General features: G+C 46.8%; 18 protein-coding genes. 5 read left to right on the plus strand and 13 right to left on the minus strand.

All coding sequences use genetic code 11. The annotated features are described in order from the left end of the window. The first annotated feature begins 24 nt into the window (after nucleotides 1-24). From ACR6Z4_RS10520 to ACR6Z4_RS10530, 3 genes are all read left to right on the plus strand, one after another. Nucleotides 25-1,317 (plus strand): ribulose bisphosphate carboxylase small subunit, encoded by a 1,293-nt coding sequence (locus ACR6Z4_RS10520; protein WP_479717217.1) that lies wholly within the window; start codon nucleotides 25-27, stop codon nucleotides 1,315-1,317. A gap of 16 nt (nucleotides 1,318-1,333) precedes the next feature. After that, complete coding sequence (locus tag ACR6Z4_RS10525) at nucleotides 1,334-1,537, plus strand: hypothetical protein (RefSeq protein ID WP_479717218.1); 204 nt, start codon at nucleotides 1,334-1,336, stop codon at nucleotides 1,535-1,537. 123 nt (nucleotides 1,538-1,660) lie between these two features. Continuing rightward, on the plus strand, nucleotides 1,661-2,488 hold the full coding sequence (locus ACR6Z4_RS10530) for a tetratricopeptide repeat protein (RefSeq protein WP_479717219.1): 828 nt from the start codon (nucleotides 1,661-1,663) through the stop codon (nucleotides 2,486-2,488). 97 nt (nucleotides 2,489-2,585) lie between these two features. On the opposite strand, the gene ACR6Z4_RS10535 is transcribed toward ACR6Z4_RS10530, so the two are convergent. From ACR6Z4_RS10535 to ACR6Z4_RS10585, 11 genes are all read right to left on the minus strand, one after another. Next, nucleotides 2,586-3,332 (minus strand): hypothetical protein, encoded by a 747-nt coding sequence (locus ACR6Z4_RS10535; protein WP_479717220.1) that lies wholly within the window; start codon nucleotides 3,330-3,332, stop codon nucleotides 2,586-2,588. Nucleotides 3,333-3,771: 439 nt separating this feature from the next. After that, nucleotides 3,772-5,451, minus strand: coding sequence for a hypothetical protein (locus tag ACR6Z4_RS10540; protein WP_479717221.1), 1,680 nt, complete (start codon nucleotides 5,449-5,451; stop codon nucleotides 3,772-3,774). Nucleotides 5,452-5,850: 399 nt separating this feature from the next. Next, entirely contained in the window at nucleotides 5,851-6,696 is an 846-nt protein-coding gene (locus ACR6Z4_RS10545) for an SIMPL domain-containing protein (protein ID WP_479717222.1), read from the minus strand. A gap of 186 nt (nucleotides 6,697-6,882) precedes the next feature. Beyond that, nucleotides 6,883-8,304 carry a glycoside hydrolase 100 family protein gene (locus ACR6Z4_RS10550; RefSeq protein WP_479717223.1) on the minus strand — a complete coding sequence of 474 codons (1,422 nt, stop codon included), beginning with the start codon at nucleotides 8,302-8,304 and terminating at the stop codon, nucleotides 6,883-6,885. Between the two features lie 1,829 nt (nucleotides 8,305-10,133). Then, nucleotides 10,134-10,781: a glutathione S-transferase family protein gene (locus tag ACR6Z4_RS10555; protein WP_479717224.1), complete on the minus strand. Its 648-nt coding sequence runs from the start codon at nucleotides 10,779-10,781 to the stop codon at nucleotides 10,134-10,136. Between the two features lie 191 nt (nucleotides 10,782-10,972). Next, nucleotides 10,973-12,241 carry a hypothetical protein gene (locus ACR6Z4_RS10560; protein ID WP_479717225.1) on the minus strand — a complete coding sequence of 423 codons (1,269 nt, stop codon included), beginning with the start codon at nucleotides 12,239-12,241 and terminating at the stop codon, nucleotides 10,973-10,975. A 108-nt stretch (nucleotides 12,242-12,349) separates the two neighbouring features. After that, entirely contained in the window at nucleotides 12,350-14,284 is a 1,935-nt protein-coding gene (locus tag ACR6Z4_RS10565; protein WP_479717226.1) for a primary-amine oxidase, read from the minus strand. A 417-nt stretch (nucleotides 14,285-14,701) separates the two neighbouring features. Further along, nucleotides 14,702-14,845, minus strand: coding sequence for a hypothetical protein (locus ACR6Z4_RS10570; RefSeq protein WP_479717227.1), 144 nt, complete (start codon nucleotides 14,843-14,845; stop codon nucleotides 14,702-14,704). 11 nt (nucleotides 14,846-14,856) lie between these two features. Then, entirely contained in the window at nucleotides 14,857-14,946 is a 90-nt protein-coding gene (gene petN, locus ACR6Z4_RS10575; RefSeq protein ID WP_479717228.1) for a cytochrome b6-f complex subunit PetN, read from the minus strand. A 239-nt stretch (nucleotides 14,947-15,185) separates the two neighbouring features. Further along, entirely contained in the window at nucleotides 15,186-15,560 is a 375-nt protein-coding gene (locus tag ACR6Z4_RS10580) for a hypothetical protein (protein WP_479717229.1), read from the minus strand. An 847-nt stretch (nucleotides 15,561-16,407) separates the two neighbouring features. After that, complete coding sequence (locus tag ACR6Z4_RS10585; RefSeq protein ID WP_479717230.1) at nucleotides 16,408-16,983, minus strand: DciA family protein; 576 nt, start codon at nucleotides 16,981-16,983, stop codon at nucleotides 16,408-16,410. Between the two features lie 201 nt (nucleotides 16,984-17,184). Between ACR6Z4_RS10585 and ACR6Z4_RS10590 the strand changes: the two genes are divergently transcribed. Then, a complete protein-coding gene (locus ACR6Z4_RS10590) occupies nucleotides 17,185-17,655 on the plus strand; it encodes a hypothetical protein (protein ID WP_479717231.1) in 471 nt (156 codons plus the stop codon). Between the two features lie 312 nt (nucleotides 17,656-17,967). On the opposite strand, the gene ACR6Z4_RS10595 is transcribed toward ACR6Z4_RS10590, so the two are convergent. Further along, entirely contained in the window at nucleotides 17,968-18,888 is a 921-nt protein-coding gene (locus ACR6Z4_RS10595) for a DUF928 domain-containing protein (RefSeq protein ID WP_479717232.1), read from the minus strand. A 552-nt stretch (nucleotides 18,889-19,440) separates the two neighbouring features. Next, nucleotides 19,441-19,605: a hypothetical protein gene (locus ACR6Z4_RS10600; RefSeq protein ID WP_479717233.1), complete on the minus strand. Its 165-nt coding sequence runs from the start codon at nucleotides 19,603-19,605 to the stop codon at nucleotides 19,441-19,443. Between ACR6Z4_RS10600 and ACR6Z4_RS10605 the strand changes: the two genes are divergently transcribed. Then, complete coding sequence (locus tag ACR6Z4_RS10605) at nucleotides 19,595-21,220, plus strand: CHASE2 domain-containing protein (RefSeq protein ID WP_479717234.1); 1,626 nt, start codon at nucleotides 19,595-19,597, stop codon at nucleotides 21,218-21,220. The two genes, ACR6Z4_RS10600 and ACR6Z4_RS10605, sit on opposite strands and share 11 nt — an antisense overlap. The last annotated feature ends 44 nt before the right edge of the window (nucleotides 21,221-21,264 follow it).

Genomic DNA, 21,264 nt, shown 5'->3' on the forward strand with positions numbered 1-21,264 from the left:
TTTGATTACTCGTGTGTCTCGGTTATGGCTTACTACATTGCTCCTCACTTTCTCGACAAAATTTCAATTCACCTGACTAAGAATTATTTAGACTTTCCCAACGTAAAAGTGCCGTTGATCTTAGGCGTTCACGGGCGTAAAGGAGAAGGAAAATCGTTTCAGTGTGAATTAGCATTCCAACGGATGGGCGTGGAAGTTGTTCATATTTCCGCAGGTGAATTGGAAAGCCCCGATGCCGGTGATCCGTCACGCCTGATTCGGCTGCGTTATCGAGAAGCCGCAGAGCTGGTAAAAGTGCGTGGCAAGATGGCAGTTGTCATGATCAACGATTTAGATGCCGGAGCCGGACGGGTTGATCAATCCACGCAATATACAGTCAATACACAATTGGTCAACGCGACGTTGATGAATATTGCGGACAACCCGACCAACGTGCAACTGCCGGGAAGCTATGAGGCAGAACCAATTCAACGGATTCCCATCATCGTTACGGGGAATGACTTTTCCACCCTTTATGCGCCCTTGATTCGGGATGGGCGAATGGAAAAGTTTTATTGGGAACCCAGCCATGAAGACCGCATTGGCATTGTCGGCGGCATTTTTTCAGGGGATGCCGTGTCGCGGGCGGATATTCAAACTCTGGTAGATACGTTTCCAAAGCAATCGATCGATTTTTATAGTGCTTTGCGATCGCGTTTGTATGACGAGCAAATCCGACATCTGATTCAAGATGTTGGCATTGAAAATATTGGTCGCCGAATTGTCAACTCGGCAGAAAAGCCTCCAGAATTTCGCCAACCTGACTTTAGTTTGCCTCATTTGATTGAAACCGGACATTTACTGGTGCGAGAGCAGGATCGCATCAGTGAGATGCGGTTAATGCAGGAATACAACATTTTGCATCAGCCGATGTCACCAATGGTGGAGCCAGCATCATCTCAGATGCACTCAGATGCCAAGCGAGCCACAGGTCGAACCAGACGCACACCGACCTCTGCTGAGGCAACCACTCCCAGTCAAGCAGCGGTTGCCAGCCACAGCAATGGGCATCACTCCAGTTTGAGTCCAGAAACATTGCAACAACTCCAGGGCTTGTCGGCGCAAGGGTACCGAATTGGGATTGAATATGTGGATCCACGACGGTTTCGGACTAATTCCTGGAATTGCTATGCCACGGTGCAGGGAAATGAATCAGAGGCGATCGCCACTCTGACAACCTGCCTGGCAGATCATGCCGATGACTATGTGCGTGTAGTAGGAATTGAACCGAAAGCGAAGCAAAGAGTCGTAGAAACGATCGTCCATCGTCCCAATTGAAGCATCCCATACCAGCATGGCTGATGTTGGGGATATAGAAGTTCAGGAGGGGCTTGGCATTGCCAAGCCCTTACAGATGTCTGTCGTGCTCTTAATTCAAATTGGCATCACAAACCCTTTGAGATTGCTATATGGCGATCCTAAATCAGGTGTGAAAGCGCCCGCCCTTCGGGCGGGCGCTTTCACACCTGATCATTTTCACATGAGTAATTCTGCCTAATCTGGTATTAACCTGGTTACTATAGGAATGGAACACTTCGAGTGCAGCCATTTGTGTAGTTACACAGCGTTGCACTAGATCGGTGTGGGTTACTCAATCGAAACTTGCTGTAAGAGGATAATCATGAGCCGAAACGATGGTGCGGTACCTCGCTGGAGTCATTGTGTCAGTGCGGCTGTGGCACTCACCCTTGGTGGCATGACTGCCAGTCTGCCAGTCAACGCCCAAACCGTTCCTCAGTGGGTTGCTTCGACAACCGTCAACTATCCTGCTCCGTTAAGAGCTGAAACACTTGTCAATCAAGGGCTTGAGCTAGCAGCCGAAGGCAATTTCCCCGCTGCAATTCTTAACTATACCCATGCCCTTGAAATTGACCCGTCTTATACAGAGGCATTTCTGCACCGGGGTATTGCATATCATGACTTGGGAGACATTGACCAGGCGATCGCAGATTTTCAAGATGCTGTGCAACATGACCCCAACAATGCAGAGGCGTATTACAATCTGGGTGAAGCCAGCCTGCATTTAAATAATTCAGACGATGCGATCGCCAACCTGAATCGGGCAATTGAGCTAGATCCGAGCCATGTAGAAGCGCTTAATAGTCGGGGTATCCTCTATGCCATGATGGGTGATCCGCAGCAGGGGTTAGCCGATTTCAATCAAGCGATCGCCATTGATCCGTACCATGCCGATTCTTACTACAATCGGGCAACTATTCAGGCTGAAATGGGTCATCGGACAGAGGCGATCGCCGATTATACCGAGGTAATCCGGCTCAACCCTAATGCAGCGGATGCCTATGGAAGTCGGGGATTGCTGTATTTTGAAACAGGCGATCGCTCCTCTGCCATTGAAGATTTACAACACGCTGCCGCTTTATTTCAGCAACAGGGTGATGGCTATAACTATCAGCAAACCTTGCTCTATCTCCAGCAAATGCAACCCTAAACGGATGGCATCCTGATTGATTCCAGGAATTGGGATGTGTCGAAAAGCGGCGCGCCGCTTTTCGACACATCTCTGGAACCCTAAATACATTTAAATCTTACTGTCGCAGCACGGTTTGCAAACTTTCTACCCCTGTCAAAATCTGGGGTGCCAATTGGCTATAGTCCTGAGCAGACTGTGCTTTTTCCAGCTCAGCAACCAGAGTATCAAACGGCTGGGTGGCTGCGGTTCCGCCTTTAGCCTCAATCCGAGGACGCAACGTTTCCCACGTCGATTTGATATTGGTAGAGGTTTCCTTTGCTGTGGTGATATTTTGGGCGGTAGCATCAGCTTCTAGCATATGGGCGTAGGAGTTAAGCACCACAATTTCAACCGGCTGAACAGACGCCAGGATGATTTTGATTTGTTCAGTCGCCGCTTTCAGTAGAGTCATCGATTGTTGCATGGTTGCCGTATCATCTTTTGAGTTAACGGCTTGCTCTAGCTGGTTAACCTGTGCTTCCAGTTGAGCAATTGTTGCTTCATCCAGTTTGTTATTGGCTTTAAGAATACCGATCGATTCTTTGATCGCCTTGATTTGGTTGGCTGCGATCGGCCATTTCTGGTTTTCTGCCGCTTCATAGAGGCGGGCACTCCGTCTAATCAAAGTATTCAGTTCGAGTAATCGACCTTGAGGTGCGATCGCCGCATCGACATCTGCTTCGCTATTATTGTTGCCAATCAACGGATCTTCAGTAGATTGAGGAGTTGTGTTAGAACACGCTGCCAAACCCAATAGTGCGATCGCCATCGCGCTAATCATAACGCTTTTGAATACACTAAATTTTGTCAATAAGTTAGACATAAAAGTCTCCAAACTACTTTTTAATAAGTTCGTTTTAAGTCGATCGTCATCGTTCAAGATATACGGGTTAATAAAATCCCAGTTCTGTTGAGGCACAGCAGAGCTGTGCCTCAACAAAATTGGGATTTTTAATTGGAACGGGGTGCAGGGGTAGAACCTCTGTTCGGGGGCATATAGCAACCGTCGAGACGGTTAAATCAGGAGCTTGTATGAGAACCCACGCGGAGCGTGGGTTCTCATACAACCTTTGTCTTAATCAACCCCTCGGCTGCTGTGTGACTCTTTAACCTAATTGAGGCGAAAAAAAGCTGTCAGATTTCTGACAGCTTCACTGTAAGCTTTGGGTATGTCAATGATGTATCAAATAGATTACGGCAAGGTGAATATTAATCAAGACATTGCCGGAACTGATGCTATCGAGTTAGGAACAGAAGATTCCTTAACTCGCGGAGGGGGCTGGTAAGACAATCATTTGCCGTTGATAGTCGATGAATCCATAATTAGGAATAATCGGGCTATCAGCTTGATGGTCAGAGCGTTCTAGAGGGTTGGCAGCATTCGTGCTAACAAATGCCCAGGCTTGCTGATAGTCGCTATTGGACAAACGAAACACCCGGAAGTTAGGAATTTGGCTTAATTCTCCGGCTTCACGGGCAGCTTGATCGGTCAAAGGCAGCAACGCTTGCGAATGTGAATCAGCAACCTGGTGTGCCAGGGTCAAGAAATACTGAATTCCTACCAACGATTCTTCTAACTTCGTAGATACCATCCCCGGATATTTAACCGCATCCAATGTCGGAGCGATCGCACGTTCATCGGCAGGCGATCGCGTATCATCGACGTTTTCAGGAACAGCCGATAGAGGAGATTCAGCCTGAGCTGGTGCAGTTTCCATGCGTCCGTCCGGACGAATCATCTGATAAGGGTTGAGTCGAACCGCTGAATTAATTTCTAACCCCGATTGTTGTGCTGACGCATGGAAGGCTTCATGTCCTGCCTGGATAGTTTCATTAGACCGGGTTGCCTGTGTCGTAGGAGTTGCTAAAGTTGGTTGAGCCGCCGTAAGACCGACGTTTGCCGCTATGGAAGCAGGACTATTGCCTTGCGCAGGATTCGTACCCGGAAGGTGACTGGAAGGATTACTAGGGATATTTGTACCAGGAATATTACCGGCGATATTACTAGAAACATCACCCGGTATACGATTAGCTATTACTGCCTCAGGTCTGGATACATCAGTCAGGTGGGACGTCGCTATTTCAGGTGCTAATTCTGCATTCATCTGCGGTTCACCCGCGCCAGGATTGGCGATCGCGGCGGGATGCTGATTGGGATCTATTGTGACTCTTGCTTGTGAATTAGCAATACTGGCTAACCCTTGCGTTGATAATGGCTGTACTGGCTGGCTAGGTGTGCGATTGGCGATCGCATTAGCATAGGCTAAATAATTAGGAGATAGGCTTGGAGGCTCACTAACGCGCATCAGTGGCTCAGTTAGTAATTGCCGTGTGGGAAAACGAGCCGACGCATAAGGAACGCTAACTTCAGGTAATTGACGAGTTGTGGATGGCGATAACGGAGTGGAATTAGAAAACTCAACGGCACCGGGTAATAGAGAATTGGGTTGCCCAATCGTCGGACGATAGGGTGACGGCAACGGTTGAGTTGTGGGGCTAACTTGAGAAGACGCAGGAGCTGTCCGATAGGTAAATGTCGGTTGCGAATCCGAACTCTCGGAAAGCATAATACCAATAGCCAGCGTTGCAGCAAGGCTGCCCGCTCCCATAAGAATTGTCTTGGTTAACGGATAAGACCAGAGCGATGGTTTAAAGTCTTGTTTCTTCATGGCACTTGCTGCATATTTCCAGAACAGTTGCTCGGCTACGGGATAGCCCACGAACTTTTGGTAGTGCATCGCAAACGACTGTACCCGCAAGGCAAAGTCATCCTGACTGCTTGCCTCGTTAGCAAAGTCTACATCACTTGCTCCGTCCAGATCTTCCGCAGGGTTGGATAGCGATCTATTGGGCAATGTCAACGGTTCACGTTCATGCCCAAATAAAGACTCAGAATCAACAACGCCATGATCTAACGGAAAAAAGGGTGATTGATCTGCCATGATCCTGATTAAAGATAAAGAAAGGGTTTCATGATAGAAATGTCCAGAAACACCCCCTAAATGTTCCATCCTTCCTAGCTTTGCATCAGCTTTCCGGAAATGTCTGGGAGGTTTTTAGATATTAGCTTTGACTGTATTTAACCCATAAAAAACTAATAATTAAAATCTACCCTGAGACATACTCATTACCCATTCTCCAAAATCTCACTACAAATCTGAAAAAATGAGCTCAAGAAAGCATAGCAATTCTCAATTGTATTCAACTATTAAATTATTAAGAGAGCCGCGCGGAGCGCGGCTCTCTTAATAACCGTAATCTATCCAGGCACGATCATTCACTTGCACCCTTGTTTCGGAGAGGGTTCTCGACGTCAAACGAGACTGTCTTCAACGGTGCCTTTAATTATGAATGGGGAAGGTGATAAACAGATCTCGCCGCACTTGAACTTCAGCAGGACTTGAAGGATTGTAAGCTGGTTGCGTCAAATTAATGTTAAATGGGAGCGACATCACAGGCGCAGCATCGCAGGTCGAACCGGGCATAAACGTCAACAGACCAAAAGGAGACTCGGCAACAGAAGGGATTGCTTCTAATTCAACATTAAGGGGGGTGGCGATCGCATTGGCTCGACTTTGGGCATCGGCGATCGCAGATATATAGGCTTGACTGGCCAGTTCTTGACAATCATCGACGAAATATTGCACAGATACACTGGCAATCGTCAGGAGATTACTGTCTGCACTAGTTTTTTGAGCTAATTCAACCAATTCTTGAACCCGTGCGGGAGTAGGACGTACCAGCGAAATGGTCATCTGCTGACCCTGAACATTGAAAAAGATAAAAGTTTGAGTAGAAGAACTTCCCAATTCAATTGCTTCTGCTGAAACTCCCGATGCGACCAGGGCGTCTACGATAGGCTGCAATTGGTCTGGTGTTAATGTCGTGTTTCCTGTTGGGGGAGGAAATTGACCAGGCAGTGCGTCGGGTGACTGTGTGCCCACAAAAAAGAGTTGGATCTTAGCCGTATCGGCAGGGGCGATTGCCACGCCGTGACCTATCACACTGACACCCTGAGTTCGAGCATCCGCAGGGGGATAAAAAAGCTGGGCGACCTGGGTTTCATCGGAGTTGGAAGACGGCGCTGGAAGGGATAGATCGGTGGCTAGTGATGTGCCTGTGTTGATCAAGCCAGAGAGGGAGGCGATCGCCGCTAAACCTAGCCAGTAAAATATCTTGTGCTTCATATTCTCTGATCCCCTGAAAACTTTTTCCCAACGCTATACCAAAAATGCAAATCTGCAATGCATTCATACTCAAAACTTAAAAACCTGGAGAATGATATTCATGCAATTGTGCAGATAATTTTTGCGGCGCAGGCTTTGCCTGCGCCGCAAAACATCATTGCGTCTTCCGGTTGAAGCTTTGCAACATTAAGCTTCCGAGTAGGCTTTTAACCAATCCAGCATTTCAGGTTCTTCCTCAAAACTGATCAAGTCCAGATGCTTAGGATTTTCCATCAGTTCTTTAGCCAGTAAAAATCCGGCGATCGTCCAGGTCTGATATTTCCGTGAGGCTTTCCCTACTAATCGTCCATTGCGACCGTCGTAATACTCGGGCCATTCATCTTCTGCCAGCCGTTGTTCTGCAATTTCCAGTGCTCGCCAGCCGAGTTCTGCTCGTCCTGTTTTTTGGGCAGCGGCTGCCATAAACCACATCAATACAGGCCAATTCCCCCCATTGTGATAAGACCAGGGTACGTTTTTCGGATCGCAACCCGTCATAATCCGCCACTCTGTATCTTCCACGGCTGGGAAGCAAATTTTCATCGGCATATAGCCCACCAGATCTTGCCACCGTTGTTCAATCAAATCCATGATCAATCCAGCTTCTTTGGCACTGACCAGGGACGCACTAATTGACATTAAATTGCCGAGAGCAAAAAACCGGAAGTCCATGCGTGCCGGTCCCAAATTTCCTGCCAGATACCCCCCTCGTTCGGGCATCCAGTCTGTAACCCAGTTGGGAATAGATTCGGGATAGATGTTGAATTTATTGATGGCAGTTTCACCAAATTCTTCACCTCTAAATCGATAAATCGTATTGAGCCGCTTTAGATCAAGCCAGTAATATTCTCGAATGTGGTAGTTCAGTACACTCAAACGCTGATTGACAACTTGAATGTAGATATCGCGCTTATATCCTGGCAGCAATAGCTCTCTGGCTGAGCGCAGAGCCGCATAAAACAGCGCTTGAATTTCTAACGGATGCCCATCTACGCCCATGCGTCGGTCAATCATGAAGGCACCATCGGGAACCAACATGGTGGGATACATATCAAATCGATCGGCAAGACAGAGTTTGAGAATCTGGAGGATGCCTTGTTGGAAATCGGGACGATGTGCCAGATCTAAATCCCCGGTTGATTTTACATAGGCACGCAGTAACACCATCCACCACAAGCAAGAATCGACGGGTGTGACCCGTCCGATCGCATGTTCGCCAAAGTCCGCTGTAAGGTATTCCCAGCCGTCTAGTGATTCCACCTTGAAGCTAGCAGGCATCAATCCTTGACCGGCATGGAAACAATCCATTGCCTTATCGCTGTTCTGTAGTGCCAGCGTTTCAATCAAAAAGTTACGAACTATTTCCGAACGTCCACTAATCAAAAATAGCAGTGCTGAAGAGACAAAATCACGAACAAAACATTGATCGTAGTTGAGTGCTTCAACGGTTGGATCACATGCTGCTACAGTTCCAACTGGGCGATCGCGATAATACACGATCGATTGTTCTAGGAGCTTCCAGCCTTCTTTCACCAGATTGCTTCCTTCAATAATCATTGCCGATGTCATTGTTTTTGAACTAACCAATAGGTTGAAAACTTAGGATTGTACAAATTCACACCAAAGTTTGGAGTGTTTCAACCCCAAGCTCTGATTTCAAAAATGGCTCGCTCTTCACAACCCATTCATCCCGTTCAAGTTTAAGAATGGATGATTCTCAGGAGGTATTGAGATATTGAAAAATTGTCCTCATAATTTCAATACACCTGTTTGTCATCAACATCCCGTCTTGATGATCCCGTTTTGATGATCCCGTTTTAATGGCTGAGCCTTGATGCTTGCACCCAAGACTAACAGCAACCCTGATGCAGTTCCTGTGGTTGCCCGATCCGTTGCGAAATGATACAGCAATGGAATGGTGCATTAGGACGGGGTGCAGGAGTGGAACTCCTGGCTGGGGACTATTTCCCGGACCCCTGTCCTAACCAGCCCTTCGGCTGCTATACGTTTCATTGAGGAGTTTTGAGCATGCCAAGAATCGTGGATTGAATAAAACCGAAGATTTATTTTTGTCAGCGCGGCTCCGCCGCGCTGACAAAAATAACCGTCCGGGTTTCAATTAATTTGTGATCCCAAGCATCCTCAAACCACATCGATCTCTGCACCGTATCAATCAATGAGTACTAGTCAATGCAATTAAAAGTTTTACAACGAGGGGACAGGGGTGAAATCCCCACGTGGGGGCACAGCCCCCATACCCCATGTTGCAAAATTTAGTGCTTGCAACGCTAGATTGCGATCGCTTCTGTGCAGCGCTACACCTTGTCTTGAGCGCTATCTGTAACCAATTTGGAGAGTCCAGGGATAACCGTCGAGGAATTCCATACTTGAATCGCAGATGGGGTCATCAACCTAAATTGATCCGTGCACTATGCCACCTGCCATTCACACACAAATACCTACGGAGAACATCATGCCCCGCTGGCATAAAGGCGTTGCTAGTAGACTCAATCAAAAATTTTGCAACGGGGTGCAGAGGTAGAACCCCTGTGTGGAGGCTGCGCTCCCACGCCCCATCGTGCAAAATTTAGAATCTGCAACACTAGTTTGCCAGATAAATTTGTCCCTAAGACCAACGGTTTAACGGACAAATTCATCCCATGATTCAACAATGCCGCATACAAAGGGATAGTCGGGTTTGAGCGGTATGTATGGCTTGTGAAGGCATTGCCTGCACGGTTAACCATGACCGCGTTCAATCCCCTATCCGAAATCGTGAGGAGGAGATAACGGCGCTGCCAATCTTATACCAAGACGAAAACGCGACGGCGACTGATGCAAGTGCAGCACGACTGCTTCTTGGGTAAAAGCATTATCCACACACTTTTTATCTGTCATACGTTTTGTTTCAATTGGTACTAGAAGTACATTTGAGCATAGGGAAGAAATCTCTATATTCAAGGTTGCTCTTAGAATTGGCAATCCCGAAAACCTAGCGTTGCATCAAGCAATCGTTGATGGGGTGATATACCGTGCGTCGTGCACTGTATGACCTCATCAAGCCCGTCAATGATGAATTGACAGATCACTAACACACCAAATTAAACGTTTTGGAGGAGGTGGAGATGGTGAAACTCCCTCTTGAGGGCGCAGCCCCCAAGCCCCCGTGCTGCAAAATTTGGTGTTTGCGCTACCAGGATGAAACAGAAAGATGGAATGTGCCTCGGCAGTTTGTGGGAAACTACTGAGCTGGGAAGAGGATTTTCGAAAAATCATTTCCTAGACTAGATTAATCGCTAGGAACAAGAGCTGTAAAGGACTCAAACGATAAAGTCTTTGTGAGTTGAAGCCTTGATTGAGAAGAAAATGATGAAGATTTGATGGGCGATGATTGGGACTTAGGGGTTTTCAAGGACTTCAGGTTCTACAGCTGCCGCTGCCAGCCAGTCTTGCATCGCGGGTAATGACCAAACGGCGTCTGCATAGGCTTGCTCTACTGTGTCTAATTGCACATCATACGTAATGAATCGAGATATAACAGGCGCATACATGGCATCTGCTAAGGTGAAGTGCCCCAACAGGAAATCACCGTCACGACCAAATTGTTCGCGACAGTTGCGCCAGATAGCCCTGATGCGATCGATATCGGCTTGCACGTCAGCGTTGATCGGTCGCTTGAGATTGCGCCCACGACAATCCATCGGCAGAGCTTGGCGCAACGGTTGAAACCCGGCGTGCATTTCGGCACTGACAGCACGGGCGATCGCTCTTGCTTCAGCATTTACCGGCAATAGGTGGCGATCGGGAAACAGTTCGGCAATATATTCACCAATGGCGATCGATTCCCAAATCGAGACGCCGTTGTGCAATAGCACCGGCACCTTACCCGACGGAGAATACTGCAAAATATGACGGCGACTATCGGGTAGACGCAGCAAAACGCGAATTTCATCAAATGCGATCGCGGCTTGTTTCAGCACTAACCAGGCTCGCAATGACCAGGAAGAATAGTTTTTATTGCCAATGACCAGAGTGAAGTTAGACATAGCTGTTGGCTATTGATTAACAGCTCATCATCTCATGTATTTCAATGACGTAGGGCGTTGCTGATTTTGCAGAGGCATACCCCTTCATATATAGCAATCCTATTTGATTTATGAAAATGATCAGTTGTGAAAGCGCCCGCCCTTCGGGCGGGCGCTTTCACGACTGACTCAGGATCGCTATATTCGCAACACTAGTCTAGACTGAGGTTTAACCAGCCCCATAGCCCACCTTTGCGACGACGGGGGGTGTTTGATTGATTAACGGAAAGATTTAAAAATAGCCCAATAGTCATTTCTTGATTTCGATATCGCGGAGGTAAACGGAATAAGATTTGACTTTTTTCTGTCATTGGATCAGTTTTTGAAATGACCGGAGTTGTAAGCCCTCGTGCCACATTAATCATCTTGTCAACAGGGACAACAATTCGTCGAGGTGGTAAGACTAGCAAGGGATAATAAACGAAAAGTAAATTTCCTTCTTCTAGATAAAGACGACCGGCAGAGAGATTTTTTATGCCAGCCATTCCTTGCCCCGAAAAGGCTAGAATTCCTTGATCATCGATCTGGTTTTTATGCCATTTTCTCTGTATAAAATCTGAACAATAAACTAACCCAAATATGAATATACGGAATGAATATCCAAACATTCGAATGGCTAAAAATATGATGATTAAAGATGCGATCGCACCTACAAAGGGATTAAGGTAAGCAATACTCATTAATCCTGTAATCAAAAATGTACGGACAGTTTTTAAAGCAGTATCAACAAAAGGAATGGGTGAGAGAAATATAAATACTTCAAGCACATTACCCAGCACCCAAATTGTACTAAATAGAATTAAACCTACTCCCGTACCCAAGACTTTACCCAGAAACAAGAATATGCTGGAAGGTTCTAATAAAGGGATAGTTTCCGTTGCATAAGCGATCGGCATAAGCCAATGGGTAAAGGAAACTAAACCATCTGCAATAGAATAGGAAATGCTATCAGAAAATTGAGTTGTGGCGATTGGTAAAACAATGATCCCACTGACGACATGAATAATTTCACCCAACGCATCCAGTGGTTTTTTGAGAGGTCCTAACGGCGTCAGTAAGGTGTCTTTCACCATTACTGCTATCAAGATAAGAAGAGCAGGCAACAAAAACTTTAACTGATAATACCAGGGCAATAAGTCTCGATATTCAGTACCCGTACAAACATTTTTGAACAGCCCAATAAGAGTTATTCCCAATAGGGGTGACGCTGCTTCACCCGTCATTTCGCTAAGTTTGGCAGATATCTGGTTTGCACTGCTTCCCTGAGCCAACGGATGACACCAATTCTGAGAACTGGATATATAACTGGCATCTAGAGCCGCCCTTGCTTCAGCTTCACCTGATGACGCAAGCACAATTCCAACAACCAGGACAAGAAAGAGTAGTATACAAATCCATAAGCGACGTAAGTCTGACTTCATAAATTACTTTTCTTTTGCCTGCATAATTTCCCAATCCTAAAGGAAAATAAAAAGATTTGATTTTTAGAGATCAAAACCTACTGTCAATTCATGGAGGCTAACTCCAGTTTAGTGACACTGACCCCCTTTTGGTACGGAGGGTGGTACATCCAGTGCCGGATTGGCATCAAAAAAGCCAACGGGTTTGAGCATAAAGCCGCTATAAGCCGTGGGCATGATGGGATAGTCTTCGGGGCGAGGAATGTGATGGTGCCCAAACACATACCAGACAACAACATCAGTGTTTTCAATGGCGCGGTTTGCCTGCGTCCATTTGGGTAACCCTTCACCCCCAGGATGCTGATTGGGGTAATTGCCTGCCGGATATTTTTCAGCCGCTTCATAGGGAGTTACCCAAAGGTGACGGGTAAGAAACCTAGCACGCTTGAGAATTGGGGCTTCGGCATGGGCAAAGGGTAAGACATTCTCACCGGGGATAATTTTGAAGCCGACAGGTTGTCCCAAGCGGTTGTGGACGGAAGGATTCACGACTTTCCAATACCGACCTGCCAGGGGATCGATGATGCGTTGGGCAGCTTGCTCGTTTTGCAATAGGGTTGATTCCGCGTAAAACGCATTACCGTAGGGGTTTTCGGGCCCCATGGGTTCGGCAAAAGAGTTGACTTCGTAGACCGAGTTATCGCTGCCATCAATATCAAAATCCAGGCGCATTCCAAAGAAATGCTGGTGGTTCAATGCATTAACGTCGGGTGCAACCAGGGTGCCATATTTGGGATACTCTGCCAGAACCCCGCAAAGCAAAATTCCAGTCAGCTTAATTTCATATTGAATCGTGCCGTCCTGGTAAAAATACCAGTAGAAGCCGTATTCGTAGTTATCAACGGTGGCAATAAACGACACCACCAGACGACGCGATCGCCTGACATCGACATGATCCCGTCGCCAATCTGTATGCTTCCACAAAATGCCATAGTCTTCTTCGTGCAAACAAATAGCATTTTCGGTTACCGCAACATTACCCCGACTATCGGTTAGCACGGCATCAAAGTAATAAATTTCACCGAGGCAATCGCAGCCATTGGTGAGCGAGTTTGCCAGCATGCCCACGCCATGTTCACCTAAATCAAAGGCATTCTTGCGAAAATGCTGCGGTCGTGGATCACCATAGGGCACCACCATCTCTGCCATGGATGCCCGATAGAGAATCGATCGCACATTTCCTTGGTCTTCATAGCCAACGGTATATAACACCAGCCCTTCACGGGGGGTAAACCCAATCCGCATCTGCCACTTTTGCCACCGGATCTGGTGCCCATCTACGGTAAAACTAGCACCCTCGGGTTGAGTAATATGCAGCGGTTTGATGTCTGCACGAAATTGAGATGTAAATTCTTTGGCATACTCTCCCGCTTCGGGTGGAATCGGCACGACACCTGCATCTTCAATGCGTAGAACCTCCATTTTGTTCAGGTCAACGACCGGAACCAAGCCATCAATTGGGCGAGAATAAAAGTTGCTGCCCGGTGTGGTACGCAAATAGCAAAGACAGCGAGACAGCCGCAGCCCTTGTTCGTCTTCAAAGCCAAAGTTACCGATCGCCCAGGGATCAACTACAACCAGAGCTAAATCACCAATCCCCCGTTTTGCGATCGCCGCTTGAAACTCGGGATGGGCTTTCACAGCCGCTTCGCACTCTACCAGCTCATCTGCCATGATGTTGGGCTGCACTTCTGGAATCTGCGTCCAGGAGATCACCTTATTTTCGCTAAGAGAGGCGATCGCCTCATAGGTTGCCCCTGTGGCATTGTCGAGCAAGATCAGAAATGCCTCTCGCTGAATCGGATCGCCTGTTTTGAATGCCAACACGACCGACTTAGGCGGCTCATGCAACGTCACACAGGGAAAGCGAAACTGATCCCCAACCGCATACTCTTGTTTCACGAGGGCGACAGCCGCTGCAACTTCTGCGATCGTCAAAGGTTCCAGAGGATGGTTGATGGGGTGAGATTGGGGAAGATGCCCAGGTGCCTGAGTGGTTGTCATAAAAATTCTGTGGAAGATTTCAATCAGTCTATAGCGCTTCGCGTCTGGATAGATTTCGGTGGTTGAGTGAGAGCCGCCCGGAGTGCGGCTCTCACTCAACCACTTGAACTTCACGCCATTGAGAATGGAGATATAGCCGTTTTAAATGAGGTGCAAGAAAACGGTTTGGGAGAGGTGCACCCCTTCGGGGTGCGCCTCTCCCAAACTATTTGGATGCTTCTCAGTATGTCAGCGCTAAATCAAACCCTAAAAAGACAAGGGCACATCAGTAAATGATGTACCCCCAAAAAATTATCTAATTGTGTCAGTTCTATATCTGTTCATCTACAAACAGTTTAGTAACCGTTCCTGCAAAACTCTTGCATGCTGGCAACGAGGGTAGCACTTTGGCTCCATCTTTCAAACAGAGGTTTTATGTTATCGACCTCGTTTTTCTCGTTCCTGGCGACGGCGATCGCGCCACTCAACAGTAGTGAGATAGGCAACCCCTGCCGTCACTGAAACCATTAGCACTAAGGCAAGCGTTGCTAAAACATTAAGGGGAGTAATGCTGAGACTCATGCCCATTCCCATTAGAACCCGTTACGACCCCAAACGACTAAAGAGATAGAGAAGGTAAAGACGACCAACAAAGAAACCCAACCCAGCGTAAGAATATCCATACAGAAATGTTAAGCAAATCCTTTTCAGCTTTAAATCATAGTCCAAAGTGGCGTCGATTGGGAGCATTCCATTTCTGCAAATTTTGCGCCCCACCGATCGAACCCCGATTGGGCTGACTTCAGGCATAGCAATTGAGAGGCATTTATAAAAAAAATCCAGTGTTGTTACGGGGCAGAGCCGCTGCGCTATAACAACACTGGAATTTTTTTTAGCCGTAGCTTCTTAAGAGATAGACTCTTTAAACGGGAAGCACAGCTGCCACAGTTACATGATCTTCTGTAGCTTTTGATACATATGCAGGTCGTAATTCTATTGATACAGGCACCTTAGATACATCTAGATTCGCGTCTTTGGAGAGTAAAATCTCGTCTGTTTTCGCCCATGCCGGAGAAAAGGCTGGGATCGCTAAGGCACAGGCTTTCCATCCACTTTGAACAGAGACACTAAGTTGTTGACAGTGACCACCGCGTCTGCCTTCTATTTGATAGAACTGGCAGTGCCGACAGTTAGAGACAGAAGTATTAAAAGTGCCCATATGAGGAATTAAAGGAATCTCTTTACAACTATTCTCAGCTTTGTGATTTTTCAGGCACAGCATAGTTAAGACCATCAAATGTCTATCCCCGTTGACTTATAGCGATCCCAGGTCGAAATTGATATTTAGATTGTTTTTATATTTCTGTTACGAAAACAGACATATTCAACTATGAACACTCTTACTCTGAAATTTTCAGTAACTTCTCTGAATTTGCTTAAAAACTATCAGGGATCAACTCCAACGAGATCTAAGCAAATTCTTGTAAAACCCTTTTATTTACAGAAATAGAGGAAAAAGATTTATGAAAATCAAAATATGGTTTGACTCTATCTTTCTGATTCTCCGAAATATTGCTTAATGAAAGACAGGATTTCGCAATCAAGAATTGATAATTTCAGACCTAATTTCTTTATAAAGTCAGTTAGAGGTAGCGTTACCAACCAAATTTAGCTTCACCTGTCCCTCAGATTGCTCCGGAAATTTGCAGAGGTTTTTATAGAGGTTTTATTTCACTGGAGAGGCTGAATACGTAGATTTGCTGCATCCACAAACGACATAACTTTAAAGAAGGGTATCCCCTGAAAAAATTAGGATAATTACCTATGCGAAAACAGGATAAATCCTTGCCCTTCACCGTGTATGGGGCAAAATTCAATTGGAGTTCACATCCGTATTATTCCTGTCTAATTAAAGACCTGGATTTTTACTGATAGCAAAATTTGGTAGTCATAGAACTGTATTAATTTTTTGTAGCGCAGGCGTTACCCACACCACAAAAAATCACCCCATGAATACCAACACCCAAAATTTCATAGTGATGTGTTGGAAAAATCAGGTGGGGTGCCGCGTTTCAACGCGTTATCGATCTAACGCGATCGCAATAGATTTAGCGGTAGTGTGATGACTGACAACGATCCTGCGGCTAAAGCGGCTTACTGTGTCCCCATGCTTTTGTGGCGCAGTGGGCGCAAATCGACCATCGTTCTAACTCTCCAGCTGGAGTCGGGCATTGGCACTGAGGGCAGAGGGGCAATTTTTGAGATTGCAGCTTAATGACCTTTTCCCAGGTTTGAAACGCAGTTTGGGGATCGTGGGGCTGAGCCGGGAGTAAATCGGTGGCTTTAACAGAGCCAGTTTTGAGTTGGCTGGGATGTTGCTGCCAGATCTGGGACGTTTCTGTACTCACCCATGCTGTTTTTTGGCTGGAATACCATTGGGCATTGGAAAAGCGAATATCGCTAATTGCCATCCCTAAGAGCGGGTTAAGTTTTTGCAAAATCCGGTGGCGTTCAAACGCTAAGTTTTGTGCCCAGGTCGAGCTGGATGTGGCGACGTAGAGAACCTGTCGGCGTAGGGCAATGGGGCGGGTTTGGGCGGCAACGGCTTTCCCGACTACCTGAGCCCAGCAATCAAGTAACTGTTGGAATTGTTGTTGGGCTTTCCAGGCGTCTCGATTTTCCAGGGACGTAAAAACCTTATGGAGGGATGTAAAAGACATTGCAGTGTAATCCCGGAAGTTCGACTATTTTATAGCAATCTGCTTTAATTGACTCTGATTCTTTGTAATAGAGTCTTGACGTTGTTCCTGCACTTCCTGCAAGAGCTTCGGCGAAACGTTATGGTGAATGCATTATTCATTTTTGACTGTTCTGTTTACCCTTGAATCTGCTTTGGACGCACTGAGTTTTATTTCTTGACTATGAGTACTCAAATTTCATCCCAAGCAACTAAGCTCTGGCAAACTGTTTCTGCCCCGACGACGCTTGAAACTTATCAACAGGCGATCGCTGTCACCTGGCAGATTCTCAAAGAAGCGGCTCATCTAGTCTGGCTAACACTTTGCTTAGTTTTAGTTTTATTTGATTGGATTGCGACCAACTCTGTGGTCGCAGGTCGCAGCTTGAAAGCTTGGTTCAGTAGCTTGCAAGAAACCAGTTCTGACCAAATTGCATCGGAAACTGGTAAAGCTCTGCTCAATGTCGGCAAAACAGGTATTTCTTCAACCTTAGCCCTGGCAAGAGAGCAACTCGGTTTGCCTGAAAAACCGCCATTGCCCACACCAGAACCTCCTACCGTCAAGCCCGTTGTTTCTACTCCACCGCTGGTGGCGAAGGTTAGCGAACCTGAACAACTAGCACCGACCAAAGATACATCTGCTGAAACCCTCTAAATTTTTTGAATAAAAACAATGAGCCGCGCAATGCGCGGCTCATTGTTTTGTTCAGAAACGGTATTGTGGGGCGCTCCGCGCCCCACAATACCGTTTCTGGACTTAATTGAACGTGCATACCACGGTTCAATCGCGTAAGCCGTTCGTCAGCCTGTGAGAGCCGGGAGACCTCCGAGGTTTGCGAAACCTTGGAGATCTGAAGGAGTGCCATTAGAAACCAGCAACCCTAAAATTTAACACCGACAAAGCGCCAGTCTCGCACTATCACATGTCCAGGTTTATTAGCGATCGCCATTCAATAGTAGGGATTGCCTAGATGGAGGGTTGGCTAGGGTTGGTATCCGCTGGAGATGGGGGACTGACAGACTCGTCTAAGGGGGCAGGAGCAGACGGGGGCGTTTGATTCTCAATCGTCAGCAAGGGGGCATCTGCAATGCCTTCTAAATTTACGGAATTCAATAAACTCACCCAATCGGCGGTTAACTCAGCATCAGTCGGATTGGCGTACCGCAGTTCAGCTAAGGCAGACAACGTATCTTGCCAAATGCCAGCCGCCGAATAAATTTGAGGGCGATCGCGCACGGTTGCTCCTTGCAAACGCATTGTCAAGAAAGAAGAAGGTTCAATACGCTCAACCCAACCTTCAACAAACGGATTGCTTGACCGATCAACTGAGTCACACAGTACCGTGAGTGACCAATTGTATAAGTGATTTGTTTCTAAAGCGGGCACGTCCTCTGGCAGTTTAATGCCAATTACACCATCGGTGTCGGGCACATCAAACGTAGCTTCGTAAATAATTTCAGCCGGATTTTCAGTAGTGAGCAGAAACTCGGCTTGTTGTGCAGTGGTGGCAGGTAGATAAACGAAAAAGGTAGGACGTTCGGAAAGCGTTGATTCTACTTCTATTTGATTGCGATCGCTAATGTCAGTGCTACTGGGAGGAACTAAGGCAATGGGTTTAGTATTGGAATTATTATCATTTGCCGTACTATCGACTGAAGTATCACCCGCTGCACCTTCACGGGTTACAGAACTGGTTGCACCACATTCACCCCGAGAGATGCCCCCGATTCTATTACGGGATGGTCTAATTCGTTGGTTATTGAAGTTAAGTCGCTGTGCGACCAGGGTTCTCTGATGGGTCAGAGCCGTGGGGCTTGAAGCGGAAGTAGCAGATGGTGCGGCAGCATAGGCGATCGCTGGAATACTATTTAGACCAGTCAGACCCATACTTAGACTCATGGAAAGGACTGTAAGACTTCTAGAACTCTTAGTTAGCATATATCCCTGTATATTCTTGAGAAATAATGAACAACGCCCTCTAATCAATAAACTTCCTATCGAAATCTTGGATTTCGGATTGATTAAGGAATTTTTTAGGAAAATTACGTATTTCGAGAAAACTCACGCCTAAGCTCACCCTGAGTCGTTCCGTTCAGTGCGCCCATCTGCCGCTTCGCACCTATAGCAATCCTAGATCATTCCCTTGGGGAGCCGAAAGAGATTGAGAAATTTCTTTTCTAAACCAGAAGATTTCTCCGATAGCAGCATTTCCCAAGTCATACTCAAAGGATTACAGATTCATTACCCTGTGATTCTATTTGAGAGGGTAACGGCGGAGCCGTCGCTCCATCAAATAGACCGTGGATTTAATCAATCCCACACTAAATTGTCCGGGTTTTAATATAAGTTGTGATCCTAAAATGTATCGGGTCTTGTGCAACGCCAATACAGGTAATGTGACGAAAAGCGGCACACCACGTTCCAACCCATTACCAGCCCTCACTCAATGACGTCAGGCGATAGGAGATGTTGAAGTCCCTTTTGCCGCAAGGCTAAGCCTGCACCCCCTTTCTCCCGGAATTGATAGACCGAGGCAGTATATTGGGAACTGCGATACGAAACGATGCTGTTATTAACCAGAGAGTAGTTCAGGATGATCTCCAAATGGCGTACTGCTTTATCTCAGCCTCAACGAGTCAAAGCAATCCGATCTTTTGTGGAAACGGTCTTAGTCACGAGTTTGATTGTCACTGGCGTCGTTGTTGCTATTCGTAAAGTCAGCCTTTTGGAAGGGGTTGAACTGTCAGCCTATGACAGCTTGATGCGTTTGCGTCCCGATGCCAGTCTGGATGAACGATTGCTGGTCGTTGGCATCGATGAAGAAGATATTCAGACACGCCAGGAATATCCGATCAAAGATGGTACATTGGCGCAACTGTTGGAAACGTTGCAAAGCCATCAGCCCAGAGCTATTGGCGTAGATATTGCCAGGGATGTACCCCAAGATGCCCTTCAAGGTGAAGAATGGGGTGCCCTTCAACAGCAACTGGAAACACTGGTTAATGAGTCGCGTCAGTTTCTGAATCAAGGTACGAATCGAGAGCAAGTTATCCAACAGCTGAATCAGTTAGAAACCTTTCTGAATCAGGGCACCGGGCGAGATGCCATGACCCGCCAGTTTGCAGACGCAGATAATGTGATTTCTGCCTGTGTTTTGAGTAGTGTGTCAGATCCGGGGTTGCCACCTGCCCCTGGGACTTCGCCAGACCGAGTTGCTTTTGCTGATTTACCCATTGACCCAAGTGGCATCGTTCGGCGCGCAATTCTAGTTTCCATTCCGGCACTGGCGGAGGTGCCCTTGCCTACCGCTCATATCTGCAATGATGCCAGTGAGGATAACTATCTATTGTCGTTGCCGATGCTGCTGGCAACACAGTATTTACAATCCGAAGGAATTGAGCTTAGCCAAACAGAAACAGATGATCTTCAGCTGGGCAGTGTTGTATTTAAGCCCTTAGGCGATCATGTGGTCGGTTATCAAAACACCAACGCAACGGACTATCAGATCTTGCTGAACTATCGGTCGGCACATCGAGCGATGCGGGTGGTCAATTTGACAGATGTATTGGATCAGCGTATTGATCCCAACTGGGTCAAAGATAAGGTGGTTTTGATTGGCTACACCTCAAATATTGCCAAAGATACTTTCTATACACCCTTTAGTGGGGGGGATGGCACCCATTTAACGATGCCGGGTGTGGTGGTTCATGCCCAGATTGTCAGTCAAATCATCAGCGCCGCTCTAGGAGAGCGTCCGTTGTTGTGGTACTGGACGGATGGGGCAGAGTTGTGGTGGATTTGGCTGTGGTCGTTCACAGCTGGGGCGATCGCCTATTTTGCCAAACGCATCTGGCACTTTATTGCTGCCGAAGGTCTGGCAGTGGCGGTGCTCTATGGCAGTTGCTATGTAATATTTGTGCACAGTGGCTGGGTGCCTCTGGTGCCACCCATGCTGGCACTGGTTACGAGTGCTGTAGCAGTTGTTCTAATCGATCGAGCCAATAAGAGCGGCTATGCCCAGGCGATTTATGAACAAGTCAAAGATCAGGTCAAAGGGGTTTTGAAACCCAAAATTGAAATTGATGAAGAGCGACGGGCGAAGCAGGTTGCCGAAATTACGGAAAGTGGATATTTTCAAGATTTGGTAACACGAGCAAAAGAAATTCGAGAAAAACGCAACAAAGCAGAAACCGAAATCACTACAACTGACCGTTCATAAAATATCACGGTAGACTAGACACATGTAGACTAGACAACTACAGT

This window comes from Calyptranema fuscum S582, assembly GCF_055793305.1.

Coding starts and splice junctions, on each gene's coding strand:
- ACR6Z4_RS10520 (WP_479717217.1), top strand. CDS start 25: ATGGCTTACTACATTGCTCCTCACTTTCTCGACAAAATTTCAATTCAC.
- ACR6Z4_RS10525 (WP_479717218.1), top strand. CDS start 1,334: ATGGCTGATGTTGGGGATATAGAAGTTCAGGAGGGGCTTGGCATTGCC.
- ACR6Z4_RS10530 (WP_479717219.1), top strand. CDS start 1,661: ATGAGCCGAAACGATGGTGCGGTACCTCGCTGGAGTCATTGTGTCAGT.
- ACR6Z4_RS10535 (WP_479717220.1), bottom strand. CDS start 3,332: ATGTCTAACTTATTGACAAAATTTAGTGTATTCAAAAGCGTTATGATT.
- ACR6Z4_RS10540 (WP_479717221.1), bottom strand. CDS start 5,451: ATGGCAGATCAATCACCCTTTTTTCCGTTAGATCATGGCGTTGTTGAT.
- ACR6Z4_RS10545 (WP_479717222.1), bottom strand. CDS start 6,696: ATGAAGCACAAGATATTTTACTGGCTAGGTTTAGCGGCGATCGCCTCC.
- ACR6Z4_RS10550 (WP_479717223.1), bottom strand. CDS start 8,304: ATGACATCGGCAATGATTATTGAAGGAAGCAATCTGGTGAAAGAAGGC.
- ACR6Z4_RS10555 (WP_479717224.1), bottom strand. CDS start 10,781: ATGTCTAACTTCACTCTGGTCATTGGCAATAAAAACTATTCTTCCTGG.
- ACR6Z4_RS10560 (WP_479717225.1), bottom strand. CDS start 12,241: ATGAAGTCAGACTTACGTCGCTTATGGATTTGTATACTACTCTTTCTT.
- ACR6Z4_RS10565 (WP_479717226.1), bottom strand. CDS start 14,284: ATGACAACCACTCAGGCACCTGGGCATCTTCCCCAATCTCACCCCATC.
- ACR6Z4_RS10570 (WP_479717227.1), bottom strand. CDS start 14,845: ATGAGTCTCAGCATTACTCCCCTTAATGTTTTAGCAACGCTTGCCTTA.
- petN (WP_479717228.1), bottom strand. CDS start 14,946: ATGGATATTCTTACGCTGGGTTGGGTTTCTTTGTTGGTCGTCTTTACC.
- ACR6Z4_RS10585 (WP_479717230.1), bottom strand. CDS start 16,983: ATGTCTTTTACATCCCTCCATAAGGTTTTTACGTCCCTGGAAAATCGA.
- ACR6Z4_RS10590 (WP_479717231.1), top strand. CDS start 17,185: ATGAGTACTCAAATTTCATCCCAAGCAACTAAGCTCTGGCAAACTGTT.
- ACR6Z4_RS10595 (WP_479717232.1), bottom strand. CDS start 18,888: ATGGGTCTGACTGGTCTAAATAGTATTCCAGCGATCGCCTATGCTGCC.
- ACR6Z4_RS10605 (WP_479717234.1), top strand. CDS start 19,595: ATGATCTCCAAATGGCGTACTGCTTTATCTCAGCCTCAACGAGTCAAA.